This is a genomic window from Streptomyces sp. NBC_01485 (assembly GCF_036227125.1).
In the GTDB taxonomy this organism is placed as follows: Bacteria; Actinomycetota; Actinomycetes; order Streptomycetales; family Streptomycetaceae; genus Streptomyces.
Window position 1 is genome coordinate 5,697,479 of sequence record NZ_CP109435.1, and the last position, 17,328, is coordinate 5,714,806.

Annotated in this window: 14 protein-coding genes and 1 pseudogene; 4 read left to right on the forward strand and 11 right to left on the reverse strand. The window is 70.6% G+C overall.

Features of this window, described 5'->3' with window-relative positions; translation table 11 throughout:
- Nucleotides 1-5: 5 nt before the first annotated feature.
- Complete coding sequence (locus tag OG352_RS25805; RefSeq protein WP_443072337.1) at nucleotides 6-950, forward strand: ATP-binding cassette domain-containing protein; 945 nt, start codon at nucleotides 6-8, stop codon at nucleotides 948-950.
- Nucleotides 937-1,866: an ABC transporter permease gene (locus OG352_RS25810; protein WP_329220127.1), complete on the forward strand. Its 930-nt coding sequence runs from the start codon at nucleotides 937-939 to the stop codon at nucleotides 1,864-1,866. Before OG352_RS25805 ends, OG352_RS25810 begins: the two co-directional genes overlap by 14 nt.
- On the opposite strand, the gene OG352_RS25815 is transcribed toward OG352_RS25810, so the two are convergent.
- Both OG352_RS25815 and OG352_RS25820 read right to left on the reverse strand, forming a co-directional pair.
- Nucleotides 1,863-2,516, reverse strand: a complete 654-nt coding sequence (locus tag OG352_RS25815; RefSeq protein WP_329220129.1) for a flavodoxin family protein — start codon at nucleotides 2,514-2,516, stop codon at nucleotides 1,863-1,865. The genes OG352_RS25810 and OG352_RS25815 overlap by 4 nt on opposite strands.
- 289 nt (nucleotides 2,517-2,805) lie before the next feature.
- Nucleotides 2,806-3,309, reverse strand: coding sequence for a DUF6668 family protein (locus OG352_RS25820; RefSeq protein WP_329220131.1), 504 nt, complete (start codon nucleotides 3,307-3,309; stop codon nucleotides 2,806-2,808).
- Between the two features lie 214 nt (nucleotides 3,310-3,523).
- Here OG352_RS25820 and OG352_RS25825 point away from each other — a divergent pair, with 214 nt between their 5' ends.
- Complete coding sequence (locus OG352_RS25825; protein WP_329220132.1) at nucleotides 3,524-4,855, forward strand: tetratricopeptide repeat protein; 1,332 nt, start codon at nucleotides 3,524-3,526, stop codon at nucleotides 4,853-4,855.
- A 72-nt stretch (nucleotides 4,856-4,927) separates the two neighbouring features.
- Here the strand turns inward: OG352_RS25825 and OG352_RS25830 are convergent, their stop codons facing one another.
- The gene (locus OG352_RS25830) at nucleotides 4,928-5,893 is read right to left on the reverse strand and encodes a M28 family metallopeptidase (RefSeq protein ID WP_329220134.1); all 966 of its coding nucleotides are present in this window, start codon (nucleotides 5,891-5,893) and stop codon (nucleotides 4,928-4,930) included.
- A 250-nt stretch (nucleotides 5,894-6,143) separates the two neighbouring features.
- Nucleotides 6,144-6,635, reverse strand: coding sequence for a VOC family protein (locus OG352_RS25835; RefSeq protein WP_329220135.1), 492 nt, complete (start codon nucleotides 6,633-6,635; stop codon nucleotides 6,144-6,146).
- A 186-nt stretch (nucleotides 6,636-6,821) separates the two neighbouring features.
- Here OG352_RS25835 and OG352_RS25840 point away from each other — a divergent pair.
- Nucleotides 6,822-7,358, forward strand: a pseudogene (locus tag OG352_RS25840) (MFS transporter); the annotation flags it as partial.
- Between the two features lie 80 nt (nucleotides 7,359-7,438).
- On the opposite strand, the gene rarD reads toward OG352_RS25840, so the two are convergent.
- From rarD to OG352_RS25875, 7 genes are all read right to left on the reverse strand, one after another.
- Nucleotides 7,439-8,593: an EamA family transporter RarD gene (gene rarD, locus OG352_RS25845; protein ID WP_329220136.1), complete on the reverse strand. Its 1,155-nt coding sequence runs from the start codon at nucleotides 8,591-8,593 to the stop codon at nucleotides 7,439-7,441.
- A gap of 203 nt (nucleotides 8,594-8,796) precedes the next feature.
- Nucleotides 8,797-9,651: an SDR family oxidoreductase gene (locus OG352_RS25850; RefSeq protein ID WP_329220137.1), complete on the reverse strand. Its 855-nt coding sequence runs from the start codon at nucleotides 9,649-9,651 to the stop codon at nucleotides 8,797-8,799.
- A gap of 328 nt (nucleotides 9,652-9,979) precedes the next feature.
- Nucleotides 9,980-10,981: a 2-oxoacid:ferredoxin oxidoreductase subunit beta gene (locus OG352_RS25855; protein WP_329223966.1), complete on the reverse strand. Its 1,002-nt coding sequence runs from the start codon at nucleotides 10,979-10,981 to the stop codon at nucleotides 9,980-9,982.
- A gap of 124 nt (nucleotides 10,982-11,105) precedes the next feature.
- On the reverse strand, nucleotides 11,106-13,052 hold the full coding sequence (locus OG352_RS25860) for a 2-oxoacid:acceptor oxidoreductase subunit alpha (RefSeq protein WP_329220138.1): 1,947 nt from the start codon (nucleotides 13,050-13,052) through the stop codon (nucleotides 11,106-11,108).
- Between the two features lie 356 nt (nucleotides 13,053-13,408).
- A complete protein-coding gene (locus OG352_RS25865) occupies nucleotides 13,409-14,080 on the reverse strand; it encodes a response regulator transcription factor (RefSeq protein ID WP_329220140.1) in 672 nt (223 codons plus the stop codon).
- Nucleotides 14,081-14,424: 344 nt separating this feature from the next.
- Entirely contained in the window at nucleotides 14,425-15,822 is a 1,398-nt protein-coding gene (locus OG352_RS25870) for a sensor histidine kinase (protein ID WP_329220142.1), read from the reverse strand.
- 178 nt (nucleotides 15,823-16,000) lie between these two features.
- Nucleotides 16,001-17,248 carry a sensor histidine kinase gene (locus OG352_RS25875; RefSeq protein ID WP_329220144.1) on the reverse strand — a complete coding sequence of 416 codons (1,248 nt, stop codon included), beginning with the start codon at nucleotides 17,246-17,248 and terminating at the stop codon, nucleotides 16,001-16,003.
- Between the last annotated feature and the right edge of the window lie 80 nt (nucleotides 17,249-17,328).

Below are 17,328 nucleotides of genomic sequence, written 5' to 3' on the forward strand. Positions count from 1 at the left end.
AGCCCATGGACGACGGAACCGTCATCCACACCCGCGCCCTCACCAAGCGCTTCCGCGGCGGACAACTCGCCGTCGACGGTCTCGACCTGACCGTCCCGGCGGGCAGTGTCTTCGGCTTCCTCGGTCCCAACGGCTCCGGTAAGACCACCACCATCCGCATGCTGATGGGGCTCATCGAACCCACGGCCGGCTCGGCCCGCGTCCTGGGGCAACCCATGCCGCGGGCCGCGCGCACCGTACTGCCGCACGTCGGGGCCCTCATCGAGGGACCCGCCCTCTACGGCTTCCTCTCCGGCCGCGACAACCTGCTCCGCTACGACGCCGCCGACCCGACCGCCGACCCGCGCACCCGGCGTGCGCGGGTCGCGGCGACGCTGGAGCGGGTGGGGCTGACGGCCGCCGCCGGCAAGAAGGCGAAGGCGTACTCGCTCGGCATGAAACAGCGCCTGGGCCTCGCCGCCGCCCTTCTCCAGCCCCGCCGCCTGCTCGTCCTCGACGAGCCGACCAACGGCCTGGATCCGCAGGGCATGCGCGAAATCCGTTCGCTGATCCGGGAGTTGGCCGCGGAGGGCACCACCGTCTTCCTCTCCTCGCACCTGCTCGACGAGATCGAGCAGGTATGCACGCACGCGGCGGTGATGGCGCAGGGCCGGCTGATCGTCCAGGGCTCGGTGGCGGACCTCGCGGCGGGGACCCGCGGCCGGCTGGTCGTGACGACCCCGGACCCGGCGGACGCGGCCCGGGTGCTGAAGGAGCAGGGCGCGGGCGACGTCGTCACGGGCGAGGACCACGTGAGCGCCGAGGCGCCGCCTCCGGAGCGCGATCTCGCCGACCTGAACGCCGCGTTGGTGACAGCGGGCGTCCGCGTTCGCGGCTTCACCGTCGAACGGGCCTCCCTGGAGGACGCGTTCGTGGCGCTCACGGGGGAGGGATTCGATGTCGCAGGCTGAAGCCGAGCGCCCGGCGGGCCCGTCGCCGGCGGGCCCGTCCAGGGCAAGCACGTTTCCGGCAAGCCGGTTGTGGACGTTCGGGCTGCTCCGCAGCGAACTGCTGACCACCTTCCGACGCTGGCGCACCCTCGCGCTGCTGGCCGTGCTGGCGGCCGTGCCGGTACTGGTCGGGATCGCCGTGAAGATGGAGACGAGCGGCGACTCGTCCGCCGGACCGGGCGGCGGAGGAGGGGGCGGGGGCGGGGGTCCGGCATTCATCGCGCAGATCACCAACAACGGCCTTTTCCTGGTCTTCACCGCGCTGGCCGCGACCCTGCCGTTCTTCCTGCCGATGGCGATCGGCGTCATAGCGGGCGACGCGATCGCCGGCGAGGCGAGCGCGGGCACGCTGCGCTACCTCCTGGTCGCCCCGGCCGGCCGCACCCGCCTCCTCCTCACGAAGTACGCCACCGTGATGGCGTTCTGCCTGGTGGCGACACTCGTCGTCGCGGTCTCGGCGCTGGTGGTCGGGGCCCTGCTGTTCCCCCTCGGCGATCTCACCACCATCTCCGGTACGACGATCTCCTTCGCCGACGGCCTGCTACGGGCACTGCTGATCGCCCTGGTCGTCGCCGCGTCGCTGACAGGCGTGGCCGCGCTGGGCCTGTTCGTCTCCACGCTCACGAGCAGCGGCATCGCGGCGATGGCGACGACCGTGGGCCTGCTGATCACGGTCCAGATCCTCGACCAGATACCCCAACTGCACGCCCTTCAGCCGTACTTCTTCTCGCACTACTGGCTGTCCTTCGCCGACCTCATGCGCGAGCCGGTCTACTGGGACGACCTGCAGAAGAACCTCGGCCTCCAGGCCCTGTACGCGGCGGTCTTCGGCTCGGCGGCCTGGGCACGCTTCACGACGAAGGACGTCACGGCCTAGCCGGCCCTCTCGTAGGCGGAGGTCTCCTGGCCGACCGTCTCCTGGCCGACCGTCTCGAAGTCGGCCGTCTCGTAGGCGAAGCGCGCGAGGGGTGCCTCCTGCGCGAAGAACGTCTTCGCGTGCGTCAGCGCCTCCGAGTCCTTCAGGACGTCGCCGGGCTTGCTGCCGTTGCCGAGCAGCACCCCGCCGAAGCGCATCCTCAGGTACGCGGCCGAGTTGTGGAACGTGCCGATGAGCGGGTCGGCGACCACGGTCTGCTCGTGCGCGAGCGCGGTGACGCCCCAGAGGGTGCGCCCGGCGAGCGTCTCCTTGAAGTCGACCTCGGGGGTGCGCAGCCAGCCCGACCAGTGGTCCAGGTAGCGCTTGGTCTGGGCGGAGACCGAGTACCAGTACAGCGGGGACACGATCACGATGTCCGTCGCGGCGAGCGTGGCGTCGAGCAGCAGTGCCGCGCTGCCCTCGGTGGGGCGGACGTGGTCGCTGTCGTGCCGTAGGTCCTCGAAGTCGGGCAGGGGGTGCCGGGCGAGGCTGATCCACGTCTGCTCGACGTCGGAGGGCAACTGGTCGGCGGCCTCGCGGGCCAGCAACTCGGTGTTGCCGTCCGGTCGGCTGCTGCCCAGCACGAACAGGAAACTGCGGTGCGTCGTCATGGCTCGATCCCCCAAGTAGTCGGCGTACGGGGATATCCTGCATCTGCATTATATGAGCGCGCAAGTAATTATCGGTGAGGTGTCTGGGGCTTTTGGGGCCTCTGGGGCGTCCGTGGGGTCTGGGGCGTCCGTGGGGTCTGGGGTGTCCGGGCGACTGCCAGCAGCAGCCGCCCGCCCGCACGGCCGCGGCGATCTCCATGGCCCGGGGCCGCTCCAGAGGCGTCATCCCGGACCCCACCCGTACTACCCGTACTAACCCCTGCTACCTCTACTACGCCGGCTACCCGTACTACCCCCTGCTTGTGAGCCGGGACAGTGCTGCCGTCTCTCGTGGCGGGCTGCCGCCCAGGTCGCCGAGGCGCCAGTCCGTCACCCAGGGGACGCGGTACACGTCGATGACCGACTCGATCATCCGCACGCGCTGGACGAGCGGCCGGGGCAGTCGTCCCGGTGCGTCCGCGACCAGTACCACCGCGTCCAGGTCGAGCCCTCGCGGAGCCTCCCCGCACCGGAAGACGTCCACCGTCCGCAGGACGGACTCCAGCCCGGCCGCATGCGTACGGGCGACCAGCAGGACGGACGGGGGAGCGCCGGGGCCGGGCCACTCGCGCCCGCAGTCGTGGCCGCCGTAGACCGTGGCGAGCGTGGAACTGCCGGCCCCGCCGTGCGTGGCGACCCAGGAGAAGCGCCGGGGCGTGGCGGTGGAGGCGTACGGCATCGGCACCGGATCCGGTGTGGCCACCGGCCCCCGGATCCAGATCTCCGGCCCCCGTTGCCCGTCCGTCGTCCGCATGGTGCGTGTCCCTCCAAGTCGTCGCCGTCCCCTCCGGGAAATCCCTGATCCTGGTCCTGGGGCGGCCCCGGGAGCGGGGCGTGGGTTCCTGGAACGATGCTGTGACGTCGTGGTGACGTGCGGACCGGGAGCGCTCGGAGAGACTCAACAGTACGTGGACACGTACGCGTACTTGGACGACCGGATCGTGACGACGCATCCGAGTGAGGAACCGATGTCTCGACTCAGCCGTGAGAAGAAGCGGGAACACAACCACGACGGCCGGCCGGTCGCCGTGGTGGCACCGCTCGACGTCCATGTCCGCGGGGGCGGGGCGGCGTCGATAGGCGGCGTCCCGGTCGCGGCGGTCGACGGCGAGGAGATCCAGCGCGCCGTCCTGAGCCACCTCCACCGCATCGCCCTCGCCACCGGACACCCGGTACTCGCCTCGGTCCACGACGAACGCATCGGCTACGTCGTCCCCCTGCGCGTGGACCCGGACGGCTCCAGCCACTTCACGGCGGAGCCCCTGCGAACGACGGCGACACCGGCGACGATGAATCAGGCGGCGATGACACCGGCGGTGACACGGGAGCCGGCGCCCGACGTACGGAGTGGCGAACCCGCGTCTGCCCCCGCTCCCGTCCCCGCGCCTGTCGAGGACGAGCGGCCTGCTCAGCCGCGTGGCGACAAGCCCACGTACACGCTCCAGGCCGTACCGGAACGACCGGGACCCCGGTACGACACCCCGGCCCCCGGCACCGTCACCGCCCCGACGGGCGTGTTCGGCCCGCCCCCGACAATGGACGACCTGCCGAACCCGGCGGACGCAACCCCCACTTCACCCCCCACGTCAAACCCCACCGCGCCCCCGACTCCACCCCTACCCCCACCCCCTGCTCCGACCCCGCTACCCCTGCCGACCCCCACCTCAACCCCTACGCCCCCAGCCCCCAGCCCCCTCCTCCCCCACGACCTCATCTCCGACTCGGCCGCCGACCTCGAACGTGACCTCAAGCCCACCCCCGCCCGCGGCTTCGACGCCGTCGCGGAGGCGGTGCTCGGGGTCGGGGACGATCCTCGTACCCTCCAGGGCGAGGACGGCGTCCCCGCGCTCCTCGGGGAACCGGTGGCGCGGATCAACGAGGCCGTGCGGGCGGGCCGGATTGACGCGGCGGCCGGTCTCGCGGAGCGGACCGTGCTGGAGGCGTCCGGGACGCTGGGGCCGGAGCACCCCGAAGTGCTCCGGCTGCGCGAACTCACCGCGTACATCGCCTACTTGGCAGGCGACCCGGTGCGTTCCTTCCACGCCTCCCTCGACCTGGCCCGCATCCGCCGCCGGACCCTGGACGCGGAGGCCGCGTACGGCAACGTCCAGAGCGCGGCGACGGCCTGGCGTGCCGTACGCGACCCCTTGCAAGGGCTGAACCTGGGGACCGAACTCCTCGGCCTGTGGACGGAGCTCACCACCGAGGAGGGCCCGGCCGCCGACGACGTCGAGGAACTGGAGTCGGCCCGCGCGCGCATGCTCCGCCTGGCCGAACGCGCCCGCACCTCAGGCGCGTAGCCAACTCGGCTGTCGATCAGAAGGAGTCGACCAGTTGGAGTCAGTCGGGCGAGTCGATCAGGCGGACGTCGATCAGGCGGACAGTGTCCAGACCGCGTACGCGAGGGCGTTCGCGTTGCGGTCCAGGGCCGTGTCGTTGATGTTGGCCGTGGTGTCGCAGGAGGAGTGGTAGCAGCGGTCGAAGGCCTGCCCGGCCGTACCGCCCCACTTGGCCGCCTGCGCCGCCGTCTTGATGTAGTCGGCGCCGCTGAACAGGCCGCCCACCGGCACGCCCGCGTTCTTGAAGGGGGCGTGGTCGGAGCGGCCGTCGCCCTCGGTCTCGATCTCCGTCGCGATGCCGAGGCCGGTGTAGTAGTCCTTGAAGGTCTTCTCGATGGTCGGGTCGTCGTCGTAGACGAAGTAGCCGGGGTTCGGCGAGCCGATCATGTCGAAGTTGAGGTAGCCGCTGACGCGGGCGCGGTTCGCCGACGACAGGTTGTTGACGTAGTACCTGGATCCGACGAGGCCCAGTTCCTCCGCGCCCCACCAGGCGAACCGCAGGTGCTTGGTGGGCTGGTAGTCGGACCGGGCCACGGCCAGGGCCGTCTCCAGCACGGCCGACGAGCCGGAACCGTTGTCGTTGATGCCCGCCCCGGAGGTCACGGAGTCCAGGTGGGAACCGGCCATCAGCACCTGGCCGGTGTCGCCGCCGGGCCAGTCGGCGATCAGGTTGTAGCCGGTGCGGCCGGACGAGGTGAACTGCTGGATGGTGGTGGTGTAACCGACGGCGTCCAGTTGGGCCTTCACGTAGTCGAGCGAGGCCTTGTAACCGGTGCGGCCGTGGGCGCGGTTGCCGCCGTTGGCGGTGGCGATGGACTGCAACTGCGTCAGATGCGCCTTGACGTTGGCCACGGGGATGGTGGGGGCGGCGGCCACGGCTGCGACCGAGTGGGTGGGGGCGGAGGCGGGGGCGGCGCCTGCTATCGCCCCGGACGTCAGGAGCATGACAAATGAGGTGGCGCTGACAGTTGCCATACGCCCGGAAACGGGGAGCTTCATGTGGGGGGCTCCGAATTCCTGGGGAATCGCCTGATCACAGGGATTCCATGGTGAATGGGGTTCCAGGATGGTGAACGGGGAACCAACGCCACGTCAAGAGCGGTATCAGGACACGGGATCCACCTACCGGACTACCGGACCACGGGGCTGCCGGACCACGGGGCTGCCGGGCTATAGGGCTTCCGGCCCATCGGGCTTCCGGGCTACCCGGGCTGCGGGGCTTCCGGAAACCTCAAGCTCCCCGAGACCCCTAGTGCACGCAGAACTCGTTCCCCTCCGGGTCCGCCATGACCACCCACGCCCCGGAAGGCTCCTTCACCTCCCGCAGCACACTCGCCCCCAGCGCCGTCAGCCGCTCGACCTCCCCGTCCCGCAGCCCCACACCGGGATGCAGATCGAGGTGGAGCCTGTTCTTGACCGTCTTCGGCTCCGGGACCCGCTGGAACAGCAGCCGCCGCCCGAGCCCGGTCCCGCTGTCGGGGTCGTACGGGTCGTCAGGGTGGCGTACGGCGACCAGGTCGCGGAAGGCGAGGCGGCCGTGGAACTCCACCGTCGCCGCCCCCGGCAGTGCGCCGAGTTCCAGCAGACGCTCGATCAGCGCGCTGTTGTCCTCGGTCGCGTAGTGCAGCGCGGCGCCCCAGAAATCGGCCTGCGCGTGCGGGTCGGCGGAGTCGACGACGAGCTTCCAGTGCACGGGCACGGCAGTGGGCGTCGCCTCAGATGCTGACGGTGTCTCGGTCATGCAGCCACTTGTAGCAGGACTGGGTGTTCTTTGCCCCGGTGCCGCTGGCTGCGGCCCTGTTCCTGGCGGCGCTGCGTCTGGTGCCCAGGCCGGACGGGCGGGCCGGGCGGGCCGGATGGGCCGGGCGCGCCGGTCGTCGTGCGGCGGGGCTTCGACGTCCCGGGCGCCGTCACCGTGGCCGGCGCGATGCTGCTGGCCGCCTACACCGTCGTACGACTGGAGCACGGGGCGGACGGGTGGCCGCTGACGGTGGCCGCCGGGCTCGGCGCCGGGCTCCTCGCGGTCGTCTCCGTGGCGATCGAGCGACGGGCCGCGCACCCGCTCGTCCGGCTCGGGATCCTGCGCAGGGGAGCGCTCGTCCGGGCGGATCTCGGGGCGCTGCTGTTCGTCGGCGCGTTCTTCGGGTTCCAGTTCGTGCTGACGCTGTACCTACAGGAGTTGCGCGGCTGGTCGTCGCTCCGGACGGCGATCGCGCTGGTCGTGATGGGGTGCGACGCGGTGCTCGCCCCCACGCTCACCCCGAGGCTCGTCGCCCGCTACGGCATCGCCCGGGTGATCGTCGGCGGCTTCCTGCTCGCGATCGTGGCGTACGGACTGTTACTGCCGGTGGGGATGGACTGGCCGTACGCGGCGATGTTCCCGACGCTGCTGATCGCGGGCACCGCGTTCGCACTGGCCTACGGTCCGCTGACCATCGCGGCGACCGACGGCGTGGCCGCGGAGGCGCAGGGGCTCGCGGGCGGCCTGCTGCACACCTCGACCCAGTTCGGCTCGGCGATCGGTATCTCCGCCGTGACCGCGGTCTACGGCTTGGCGAGGGGGGAGGTCCCCGCCTCCGGGACGGCGGATACTTCCCCAGGGGCGGCGGGCGTGGCGGACGCGGCGGAGGCCGCGCTCTCCGCCTTCCGTACGGCGCTGGCGGTGCCCGTCGTGATGGTCGTGCTGGGCGCCCTCGTGTCGCTGATGTCACTGAGGTCGGGGAGGCCAGTGGGGTCGGTGAGGTCGCCGCGGTCGGAAAGGCTGGTGCGGTCGGTGAGGCCGTCGCGGTCGGCTGCGAGTGCGCGGGACGCTCGGCGCGAGGTGCGCAGCGCGTCGCCGGTGAGCAGCACCAGCGCCAGCCAGACCAGCGCGAACCCGGCCCAGCGCTCGGGCGGCATGGCCTCGCCGAAGTAGAAGACGCCGAGCAGGAACTGGAAGACCGGCGCCGTGTACTGCAGCAGGCCCAGCGTGGACAGCGGCACGCGGATCGCCGCCGCGCCGAAGCAGACGAGGGGGAGCGCGGTGACGATGCCGGTGGAGGCGAGCAGGGCCGCGTGTCCGGCGCCCTCGGTCGTGAAGGTGGCGTCGCCGTGCGCGGACAGCCACAGCAGGTAGCCCAGCGCGGGCAGGAACTGGACGGCGGTCTCGGCGGTCAGCGACTCGACCCCGCCGAGGTTCACCTTCTTCTTCACGAGCCCGTAGGTGGCGAAGGAGAAGGCGAGGACGAGGGAGATCCACGGCGGGCGGCCGTAGCCGATGGTCAGGACCAGCACCGCGGTGAGGCCGACGCCGACCGCCGCCCACTGCACGGGCCGCAGCCGTTCCTTGAGTATCAGCACGCCCATCGCGATGGTGACCAGCGGGTTGATGAAGTACCCGAGGGACGCCTCGACCACGTGGCCGCTGTTCACGGCCCAGATGTAGACGCCCCAGTTCACGGTGATGAAGGCCGCGGCGATCACGATGAGCGCGAGCCGGCGCGGCTGTCGCAGCAGCTCACCGGCCCACGCCCAGCGCCGTACGACGAGCAGCGCGGCGGCGACGAAGGCGAGGGACCACACCATGCGGTGGGCGAGTATCTCGGTCGCCCCGGCCGGCTTGAGCAGGGGCCAGAAGAGGGGGACCAGCCCCCACATCCCATACGCCGCGAAGCCGTTCAGCAGGCCTGTCCGGCCCTCACTCCTCGACGTCCCGGCCACGGGTCCCTCTTTCTCACGTCAGACATGTCCTTCACGTCAGACACGCGTGCACGAAGGTAACGCCGAGCGCCCCCGTCTGTCATGTCCGTATCGCAATACGGTCATGACAGGCAGGGGTGGATTGCTCAAGGCCCCGTAGGGGACCCATTAGGGAGCCCTTTACGGACCATCATGGGGCCCACTAGGGGGCCTAAGGGGGAGTCTCAGCCCTTGAGCGCAGCCGTGATCGCCTCGGCGAGCGGCGTGGTCGGGCGGCCGGCGAGACGGGACAGTTCGCCGCCGGTGACGACCAGCTGGCCCTGCTCGATCGCCGCGTCCACGCCGACGAAGATCGCGGCGAGCGGCTCGGGCAGCCCGGCGCCGGTCAGGATGCCGATGAGCACCTCGCCGGGCACGGAGTTGTAGGCGATCTCCTTGCCGGTCTGCTCGCTCAGCTCGGCCGCGTACTCCGCGAAGCTCCACGCCTCGTCGCCGCCCAGCTCGTACGTCTTGTTCTCGTGGCCCTCGCCGGTCAGGACGGTGACGGCGGCGGCCGCGTAGTCGGCGCGGGAGGCGGAGGAGACCCGGCCCTCACCGGCGGCCGTGACGACGGCGTTGTGCTCCAGCACCGGCGCGAGCTGCTCGGTGTAGTTCTCGTGGTACCAGCCGTTGCGCAGCAGCACGTACGGCAGACCGGAGGCGAGCAGCGCCTGCTCGGTGGCGCGGTGGTCGTCGGCCAGCGCCGCGGTCAGGCTGCCCGGCGCGCTGGTGTACGCGAGGAGCGCGACCCCGGCCGCCTGAGCGGCGTCGATGACGACCTGGTGCTGGGCCGGGCGGCCCTTGTCGAACTCGTTGCCCGAGATCAGCAGCACCTTGTCGCCGGCGGCGAAGACGCTGCCGAAGGTCTCGGGGGCGTTGTAGTCGGCGACGGCGAGCTTGACGCCGCGGGCGGCGAAGTCGGCGGCCTTGGCCTCGTCGCGGACGACGGCCGTGATCTGCTCGGCCGGGACCTTCTCCAGCAACTGCTCGACGACGTGGCGGCCGAGGTGTCCGGTGGCTCCGGTGACGACGATGCTCATGGCTCAGGCACTCCTAAGGGCGATTGCGGTCTGCCACTAACCATAGGATGTGCGCTAACTCAAAGAAAGTACCCACTTTAAAGTCAGGTACTAACTTCAAGGTAAGTATCCGACGGGCCGAGGGGCTTGCGGCGGCCTACGACGGCACGCGGGGGCCTACGGCGGCGTATGGCGGAGCATGCCGCGGGGGGCATGCAGCGGCACGTGACGAGGCCCGGAACTGGAACTCCAGTCCCGGGCCTCGCCCCAGTCACCCTGGTGACCTCTGGTCGCTCTCAGCGACCCCAGTCACCCCAGTCACCCCATGCCGCAATGCCGCAACGCCGCCTCAGCCGACGACCGTCCAGGTGTCCCCGCCCGCCAGCAGCGCCGCCAGATCGCCCTTGCCGTGCTGCTCGATCGCCTTGTCCAACTGGTCCGCCAACTGCGTGTCGTAGACCGGCCGCTCGACGGACCGCAGCACACCGATCGGCGTGTGGTGCAGGGTGTCCGGGTCGGCCAGCCGGGACAGGGCGAAGGCGGTGGTCGGGGACGCGGCGTGCGCGTCGTGGACCAGGACGTCCGCCTCGTTCTCCGGAGTCACGGTGACGACCTTCAGATCACCGGTCGCCGCATCACGCACGACACCCCGGGCCCTGTCCGCCCCGAACCTGATCGGCTGCCCGTGCTCCAGCCGGATCACCGCCTCCTCGGCCGACTGCCGGTCCTTCAGCGCCTCGAACGCGCCGTCGTTGAAGATGTTGCAGTTCTGGTAGATCTCGACCAGCGCCGTGCCCGGGTGGGCGGCTGCCTGGCGCAGCACCTCCGTCAGGTGCTTGCGGTCGGAGTCGATGGTCCGCGCCACGAACGACGCCTCGGCCCCGAGCGCCAGCGACACCGGGTTGAAGGGCGAGTCCAGCGAACCCATCGGCGTCGACTTGGTGATCTTGCCGACCTCGGAGGTGGGCGAGTACTGGCCCTTGGTGAGCCCGTAGATCCGGTTGTTGAACAGCAGGATCTTCAGGTTCACGTTCCGCCGCAGCGCGTGGATCAGGTGGTTGCCGCCGATGGACAGCGCGTCCCCGTCCCCCGTCACCACCCACACGCTCAGGTCGCGGCGGCTGGCGGCGAGCCCGGTCGCGATCGCCGGGGCCCGCCCGTGAATCGAATGCATCCCGTAGGTGTTCATGTAGTACGGGAAGCGCGACGAGCAGCCGATGCCCGAGACGAAGACGATGTTCTCCTTGGCAAGCCCCAGCTCCGGCATGAAGCCCTGGACGGCCGCCAGGATCGCGTAGTCCCCGCAGCCGGGGCACCAGCGCACCTCCTGGTCGGACTTGAAGTCCTTCATGGACTGCCTGGCCTCGGCCTTGGGAACGAGCGAGAGCGCCTCGATCGTGCCCGAACCTTCCCCGGTCGCCCCGGTCGCCCCGGTCGCCCCGGTCGCCCCGGTTACCCCGGTCGATCTCGTGATCTCAGCCATCGATGGCCTCCTTCAGCGCCGTGGCGAGCTGCTCCGCCTTGAACGGCATCCCGTTGACCTGGTTGTACGACTGCGCGTCGACCAGGTATTTCGCCCGTACGAGGGTGGCGAGCTGACCGAGGTTCATCTCGGGGACGACGACCTTGTCGTAACGCTTCAACACCGCGCCGAGGTTGCGCGGGAACGGGTTCAGGTGCCGCAGATGGGCCTGCGCCACGGCCTCCCCCGCCCTGCGCAGCCGCCGTACCGCCGCGGTGATGGGCCCGTAGGTGGAACCCCAGCCCAGCACCAGGGTTCTCGCCCCGTGCGGGTCGTCGACGACGAGGTCCGGGACGTCGATGCCGTCGATCTTGGCCTGGCGGGTGCGGACCATGAAGTCGTGGTTGGCGGGGGCGTAGGAGATGTTTCCGGTGCCGTCCTCCTTCTCGATCCCGCCGATGCGGTGCTCGAGCCCCGGGGTGCCCGGGATCGCCCACGGCCGGGCGAGGGTCTGCGGGTCGCGTTTGTACGGCCAGAAGACCTCGGTGCCGTCGTCCAGCGTGTGGTTCGGGCCCTGCGCGAACTGCACCCGCAGATCCGGCAGCGCGTCCAGCTCAGGGATCCGCCAGGGCTCGGAGCCGTTGGCCAGGTAACCGTCGGAGAGGAGGAGGACGGGGGTGCGGTAGGCGAGGGCGATCCGCGCCGCCTCCAGAGCCGCGTCGAAGCAGTCGGCGGGCGTGCAGGGCGCGACGATCGGCACCGGGGCCTCGCCGTTGCGCCCGAACATCGCCTGCAACAGGTCGGCCTGCTCGGTCTTGGTCGGCAGACCGGTCGACGGCCCGCCCCGCTGAATGTCCACGACCAGCAGCGGCAGCTCCATCGAGACGGCGAGCCCGATGGTCTCGGACTTCAGCGCCACACCCGGCCCGGAGGTGGTGGTGACGGCGAGGGACCCGCCGAAGGCCGCCCCCAGCGCCGCGCCGATCCCCGCGATCTCGTCCTCCGCCTGGAAGGTACGGACGCCGAAGTTCTTGTGCCGGCTGAGCTCGTGCAGGATGTCGGAGGCCGGCGTGATCGGGTACGACCCCAGGAACAACGGCAGATCGGCCTGCCGGGAGGCGCTGATCAGCCCGTACGCCAGCGCCAGGTTCCCGGAGATGTTGCGGTAGGTGCCGACCGGGAAGGCCTTCGCCGCCGGCGCGACCTCGTAACTGACCGCGAAGTCCTCGGTCGTCTCACCGAAGTTCCACCCGGCACGGAAGGCGGCGATGTTGGCGGCCGCGATCGCGGGCTTCTTCGCGAACTTCGACGTCAGGAACTTCTCGGTGCCCTCGGTCGGCCGGTGGTACATCCATGACAAGAGGCCGAGCGCGAACATGTTCTTGCTGCGCTCGGCCTCTTTGCGGGTGAGGTCGAATTCCTTGAGTGCCTCGACGGTCAGAGTGGTCAGCGGGACCGGGTGGACCTGGTAACCGTCGAGGGAACCGTCCTCCAGCGGCGAGGCCGCGTACCCCACCTTCTGCATCGCCCGTTTGGTGAACTCGTCCGTGTTGACGATGATCTCCGCGCCGCGCGGCACATCGGCGATGTTCGCTTTCAGCGCCGCCGGATTCATGGCGACCAGCACATTGGGCGCATCACCCGGCGTGAGGATGTCGTGGTCGGCGAAGTGCAGCTGGAACGAGGAGACACCGGGGAGGGTGCCGGCGGGCGCACGGATCTCGGCAGGAAAGTTCGGCAGGGTGGAGAGGTCGTTCCCGAACGACGCCGTCTCCGAGGTGAAACGGTCACCGGTGAGCTGCATACCGTCACCCGAGTCACCCGCGAACCTGATGATCACCCGGTCGAGACGGCGTACGTCCTTCGTCCCGCCCGGTTTGCGCTGCTCGCCCACGACGGCTGCGTCCGCTCCGCCGGTTCCGTCGGCCTGTTCCGCTGGGCTGCTGACCTGACTGGTCACTGAACTGGACCTCCCTCGAGGTGGCTGTCCCGGAGAGTGCTTCCCGAAGGCCCTCCATGGATCAACCCTACGTCTGTAAGGGTCGCCTTCCCTCGGCCATTCGTATGACTGTCAACGTCCCGACACGGCCCGGCACCCCCGCTTGCCATGATTTACCGCCCCCCGGCACAGAACTGACAGACGCACCGGCAGAAACACCGGCAGACGCACCAGCCGACACACCTACGGGAGAACCCGAAGGCCACTCCGGCGCCACCCCGTCATGAAATGAGACGGCCATGAATTCGAGACAGACCATGAACCGTGACAGACCAACCGTGAATCGTGACAGGTCATGAATCGAGACAGGCCATGAATCATGAATTGAGATAGGTGAGGACCGCGAGCACCCGGCGGTGATCCCCGTCGCTCGGGGACAGGCCGAGCTTCAGGAAGATGTTGCTGACGTGCTTCTCCACGGCCCCGTCGCTGACGACGAGCTGCCGGGCGATCGCCGAGTTCGTCCGCCCCTCGGCCATCAGCCCTAGAACTTCGCGCTCCCGAGGCGTCAGCCCCGCCAGCACATCCTGCTTCCGGCTGCGCCCGAGGAGCTGCGCGACGACCTCAGGGTCGAGGGCGGTGCCCCCCTGGGCGACCCGCACCACCGCGTCCACGAACTCCCGCACCTCGGCCACGCGGTCCTTGAGCAGATACCCGACCCCGCGACTGGAACCGGCCAACAGTTCGGTGGCGTACCGCTCCTCCACGTACTGCGACAGCACCAGCACCCCGAGCCCGGGATGCGCCTTGCGCAGTTGTACGGCGGCCCGCACCCCTTCGTCCGTGTGCGTGGGCGGCATCCGCACATCCGCGACGACGACGTCGGGCAGCGCGCCCTCGTCGTCCAGCTCGGTGATGGTCTTGACCAGCGCCTCGGCGTCCCCGACCCCCGCGACCACGTCATGCCCCCGGTCGGTCAGCAACCGGGTCAGCCCCTCCCGCAACAGCACCGAATCCTCGGCGATGACCACCCGCACCCTGTCCTCCACGCTCCTCGGCCCCCCAGCCGTCCACCCGTCGGTCGAACCGGTCAAGCCAGCCAAGCATTCCAGCTTCCGGCCCATCTGCACCCGACAACGACCAGGCCAGGGAGGAGGACGGCGAGAATACGGCGGGAACACGCCGACGACACGCACGATTTCGGCCTTTCGGCCCACGTGAGTGCCGTCGCTGTACTCCAGCACGCCCGGGTTGCATGTCAGCCCGTTGGGGGTCTCTCCTCTGGGGGAGTTTGAGGACGAGGCCCCTTAAGGGCCGAAGCGGGGGTCTGGGGGCGGCAGCCCCCAGGGACGGGGCGGGAACGGGTAGGGGCGGCGGGGGCGAAAAACCGCCCTCAGACCCCCTCCGCCCGCCAGGGCAACTCCGCGGTCACCCGAGTAGGCCCGCCCACCGGCGAATCCACCACCAGAATCCCGTCCACCGCATCCAACCGCCCCGCAAGCCCAGCCAACCCCGACCCCCCGCCGGAGGCGCCCGCTCCGCCCACCCCGTCATCCACGACCTGCAACATCAACCGCTCCTCCACCCGCCACACATCGACAGCAGCCGACCGCGCCCCGCTGTGCTTGCTGATGTTCTGCAGCAGCTCGGAGACGGTGAAGTACGCGATCCCCTCGATCGCCGGCGCCGGCCGCTCCACCAGATCCACCTCCACCCGCACCGGCACCACACACCGCGACGCCACCGCCGACAGCGCCGCGTCCAGTCCCCGGTCCGTCAGCACCGCCGGATGAATCCCGCGCGCCAGATCCCGCAGCTCCTGCAACGCCGTCTTCACCTCACCGTGCGCCTCGTTCACCATCCGCGCCGCCGCCTGCGGATCCTCCCGCAGCTTCTCCTTCGCCAGCCCCAGATCCATCGCCAGCGCCACCAGCCGGGCCTGCGCCCCGTCATGCAGATCACGCTCGATGCGGCGCAGATCGGCGGCCGCCGTGTCCACCACGACCCCCCGGTCCGACTCCAGCTCCACCACCCGCGCCCCCAGCGACGACGGCCCCAGCAGCCCGTGCACCAGCAGCCGGTCCACCGTCGTCAGCGCCCGCACGATCCACGGCGTGGCCAGCGTGATCAGCAGCCCCACCAGCGCCGTCACGGTGATCTCGAACGGGTTGTCGAGGTAGACACTGTGCTGCTCGTCGCCGTAGAGCTGAAGCCCGCCCTGACCGCCGTACATCGGGAAGAGCCAGAACCACAGCGGATACGTCAGCATGCTCCAGCCGAACGACCACACGGTCACGGCGACGCCGAAGGAGAACACCGCCCACGGCAACTGCAGCACCGCGTACAGCACGTTCCGCCACGACGTGCCGTTCTTCAGAACGGCCCCCATCCACGCCATCGCGCCCCCGCCCGCCCGCACCCGCAGCGGCTCGGGATCGGCGACCTCCAGCCCGAGCAGCCCGCGCGCCCGCGCCCGCTCCAGCGCCCCGAAGCCACGGCAGGCGGCCAGTCCCGCCGCCAGCACCGGGATACCGAGGAACGTCACCAGCAGACCCGCGCCCAGCGACAGCATCGTGACCGCGAAGGAGAACAGCACGACGCCGATCGGCAGACCGAGCAGGACGTACAGCAGCTCACCCCAGTGGCGCGCGGTGAGCGGCTCCCGCAGCCCCGCCGGCAACCGACGCCGACGTTCCCCGCCCCGACGCCCGTACTCGTCGTACTCGCTGTGGCGCTGCTCGTGCCGCTCGTACTGTCCGTACTGTCCGTGCTGCTCGTACTGCGTGGCCATCGGCGCGGTCCGTTCCACTCGTCGGTCCCTGCTCATCTCAGCGCGGAGCTGTCGATCCGTACCGCCAACCCTCCTCGCCGGCGGGCCCGCGGACCATGCGGTCCGTCGGCGTCTTGAACGGGGGGTTTTCCCTACCTCCCGCGCTCACCGGGCCTCCCGCGCTCACCGGGCCTCCCGCTCACCGGCTCGGAAGCTCACCGGCTCCCCGGTCCCGCCAGGGCAGTTCCGCGGTCACCGTCGTGGGACCCCCCACCGGCGATGCCACGACGAAGATCCCGTCGACGGCGTCCAGCCGCTCAGCCAGCCCCCGCATCCCCGTCCCGCCGTCGAGCCGCGCCCCGCCCCGGCCGTCGTCCCACACCTGGACGAGCAGCCGGTCGTCCGCCCGCCACACCTCGACCGACGCCGACCGCGCCCCGCTGTGCTTGCTGACGTTCTGCAGCAGCTCGGAGACGGTGAAGTAGGCGATGCCCTCGATGGCCGGCGCCGGTCGGGACGGCAGGTCGGCGGTCACCTTCACCGGCACCGTGCAGCGCGAGGCCACCGAGGACAGCGCCGCGTCCAGCCCCCGGTCGGTCAGGACAGCCGGATGGATCCCGCGCGCGAGGTCCCGCAGCTCCTGCAACGCGAGCTTCACCTCGCCGTGAGCCTCCTCCACCATCGCCGCCACGACGTCGTCGGCCTGCCCCTCCAGCAGCTTCTCCTTCGCCAGCCCCAGCCCCATCGCCAGATTCACCAGCCGGGCCTGCGCCCCGTCGTGCAGATCACGCTCGATGCGCCGCAGATCGGCGGCCGCCGTGTCAACCACGACCCCCCGGTCCGACTCCAGCTCCGCGATCCGCCGCTCCAACTCGTCGGACGGGGACAGCAGGCCCCGCACCATCGCCCGGTCCGCGTTGGTCAGCCCGCGCGCCAGAAACGGCAGCACCGGCCACAGCACGAACAGCGACGGCACGACCACGCTGAATGTCAGCACCCCCCACGGCAGCCGCACCAGGTCGTACAGCACCGTGCGCCAGGCCACCGGATCCTTCAGCATCAGCCACATCCGCTGCAGGGGACCGCCCGCCCTGCGCAGCGGCAGCGGGCTCGGCTCGTCGATCCGCAGCCCGAGCAGCCGACGCGCCCGCGCCCGCTCGAACCGGCCCATCAGCCGCGCCCCGGCCAGCCCGAGCGCCAGCAACGGGAACCCGACCACGGTGATGGTCAGCGCGGCCTCGGCGACGATCACCGTCATCACATAGGTGAACCCGATCAACGACATCGGCAGATTCAGCAGAAGATGCGCGATCTCCTTCCACGTCTGCGCGTCGTAGGCGAAGCGGACGGGGGGCGGCCGATCGTCGTCGTGCCCCGATCCACCCTGGCGGGAGGAGGACGAAGAGGAGGAGGATGGCGGGGAAGAGGCGGAGTGGGAAGCGGTCATACGGGTTAGCGTGCCGCCCCGCGCGGCGTCGCGCCATGAGGTCACCCGCCTCTGTCCCCTGGGGAAAACCCCCGTACCGC

What these genes read in the sequence shown, in the direction of transcription:
- OG352_RS25805 (WP_443072337.1), top strand. Translation starts at nt 6, where the DNA reads ATGGACGACGGAACCGTCATCCACACCCGCGCCCTCACCAAGCGCTTC.
- OG352_RS25810 (WP_329220127.1), top strand. Translation starts at nt 937, where the DNA reads ATGTCGCAGGCTGAAGCCGAGCGCCCGGCGGGCCCGTCGCCGGCGGGC.
- OG352_RS25815 (WP_329220129.1), bottom strand. Translation starts at nt 2,516, where the DNA reads ATGACGACGCACCGCAGTTTCCTGTTCGTGCTGGGCAGCAGCCGACCG.
- OG352_RS25820 (WP_329220131.1), bottom strand. Translation starts at nt 3,309, where the DNA reads ATGCGGACGACGGACGGGCAACGGGGGCCGGAGATCTGGATCCGGGGG.
- OG352_RS25825 (WP_329220132.1), top strand. Translation starts at nt 3,524, where the DNA reads ATGTCTCGACTCAGCCGTGAGAAGAAGCGGGAACACAACCACGACGGC.
- OG352_RS25830 (WP_329220134.1), bottom strand. Translation starts at nt 5,893, where the DNA reads ATGAAGCTCCCCGTTTCCGGGCGTATGGCAACTGTCAGCGCCACCTCA.
- OG352_RS25835 (WP_329220135.1), bottom strand. Translation starts at nt 6,635, where the DNA reads ATGACCGAGACACCGTCAGCATCTGAGGCGACGCCCACTGCCGTGCCC.
- OG352_RS25850 (WP_329220137.1), bottom strand. Translation starts at nt 9,651, where the DNA reads ATGAGCATCGTCGTCACCGGAGCCACCGGACACCTCGGCCGCCACGTC.
- OG352_RS25855 (WP_329223966.1), bottom strand. Translation starts at nt 10,981, where the DNA reads ATGAAGGACTTCAAGTCCGACCAGGAGGTGCGCTGGTGCCCCGGCTGC.
- OG352_RS25870 (WP_329220142.1), bottom strand. Translation starts at nt 15,822, where the DNA reads ATGGCCACGCAGTACGAGCAGCACGGACAGTACGGACAGTACGAGCGG.
- OG352_RS25875 (WP_329220144.1), bottom strand. Translation starts at nt 17,248, where the DNA reads ATGACCGCTTCCCACTCCGCCTCTTCCCCGCCATCCTCCTCCTCTTCG.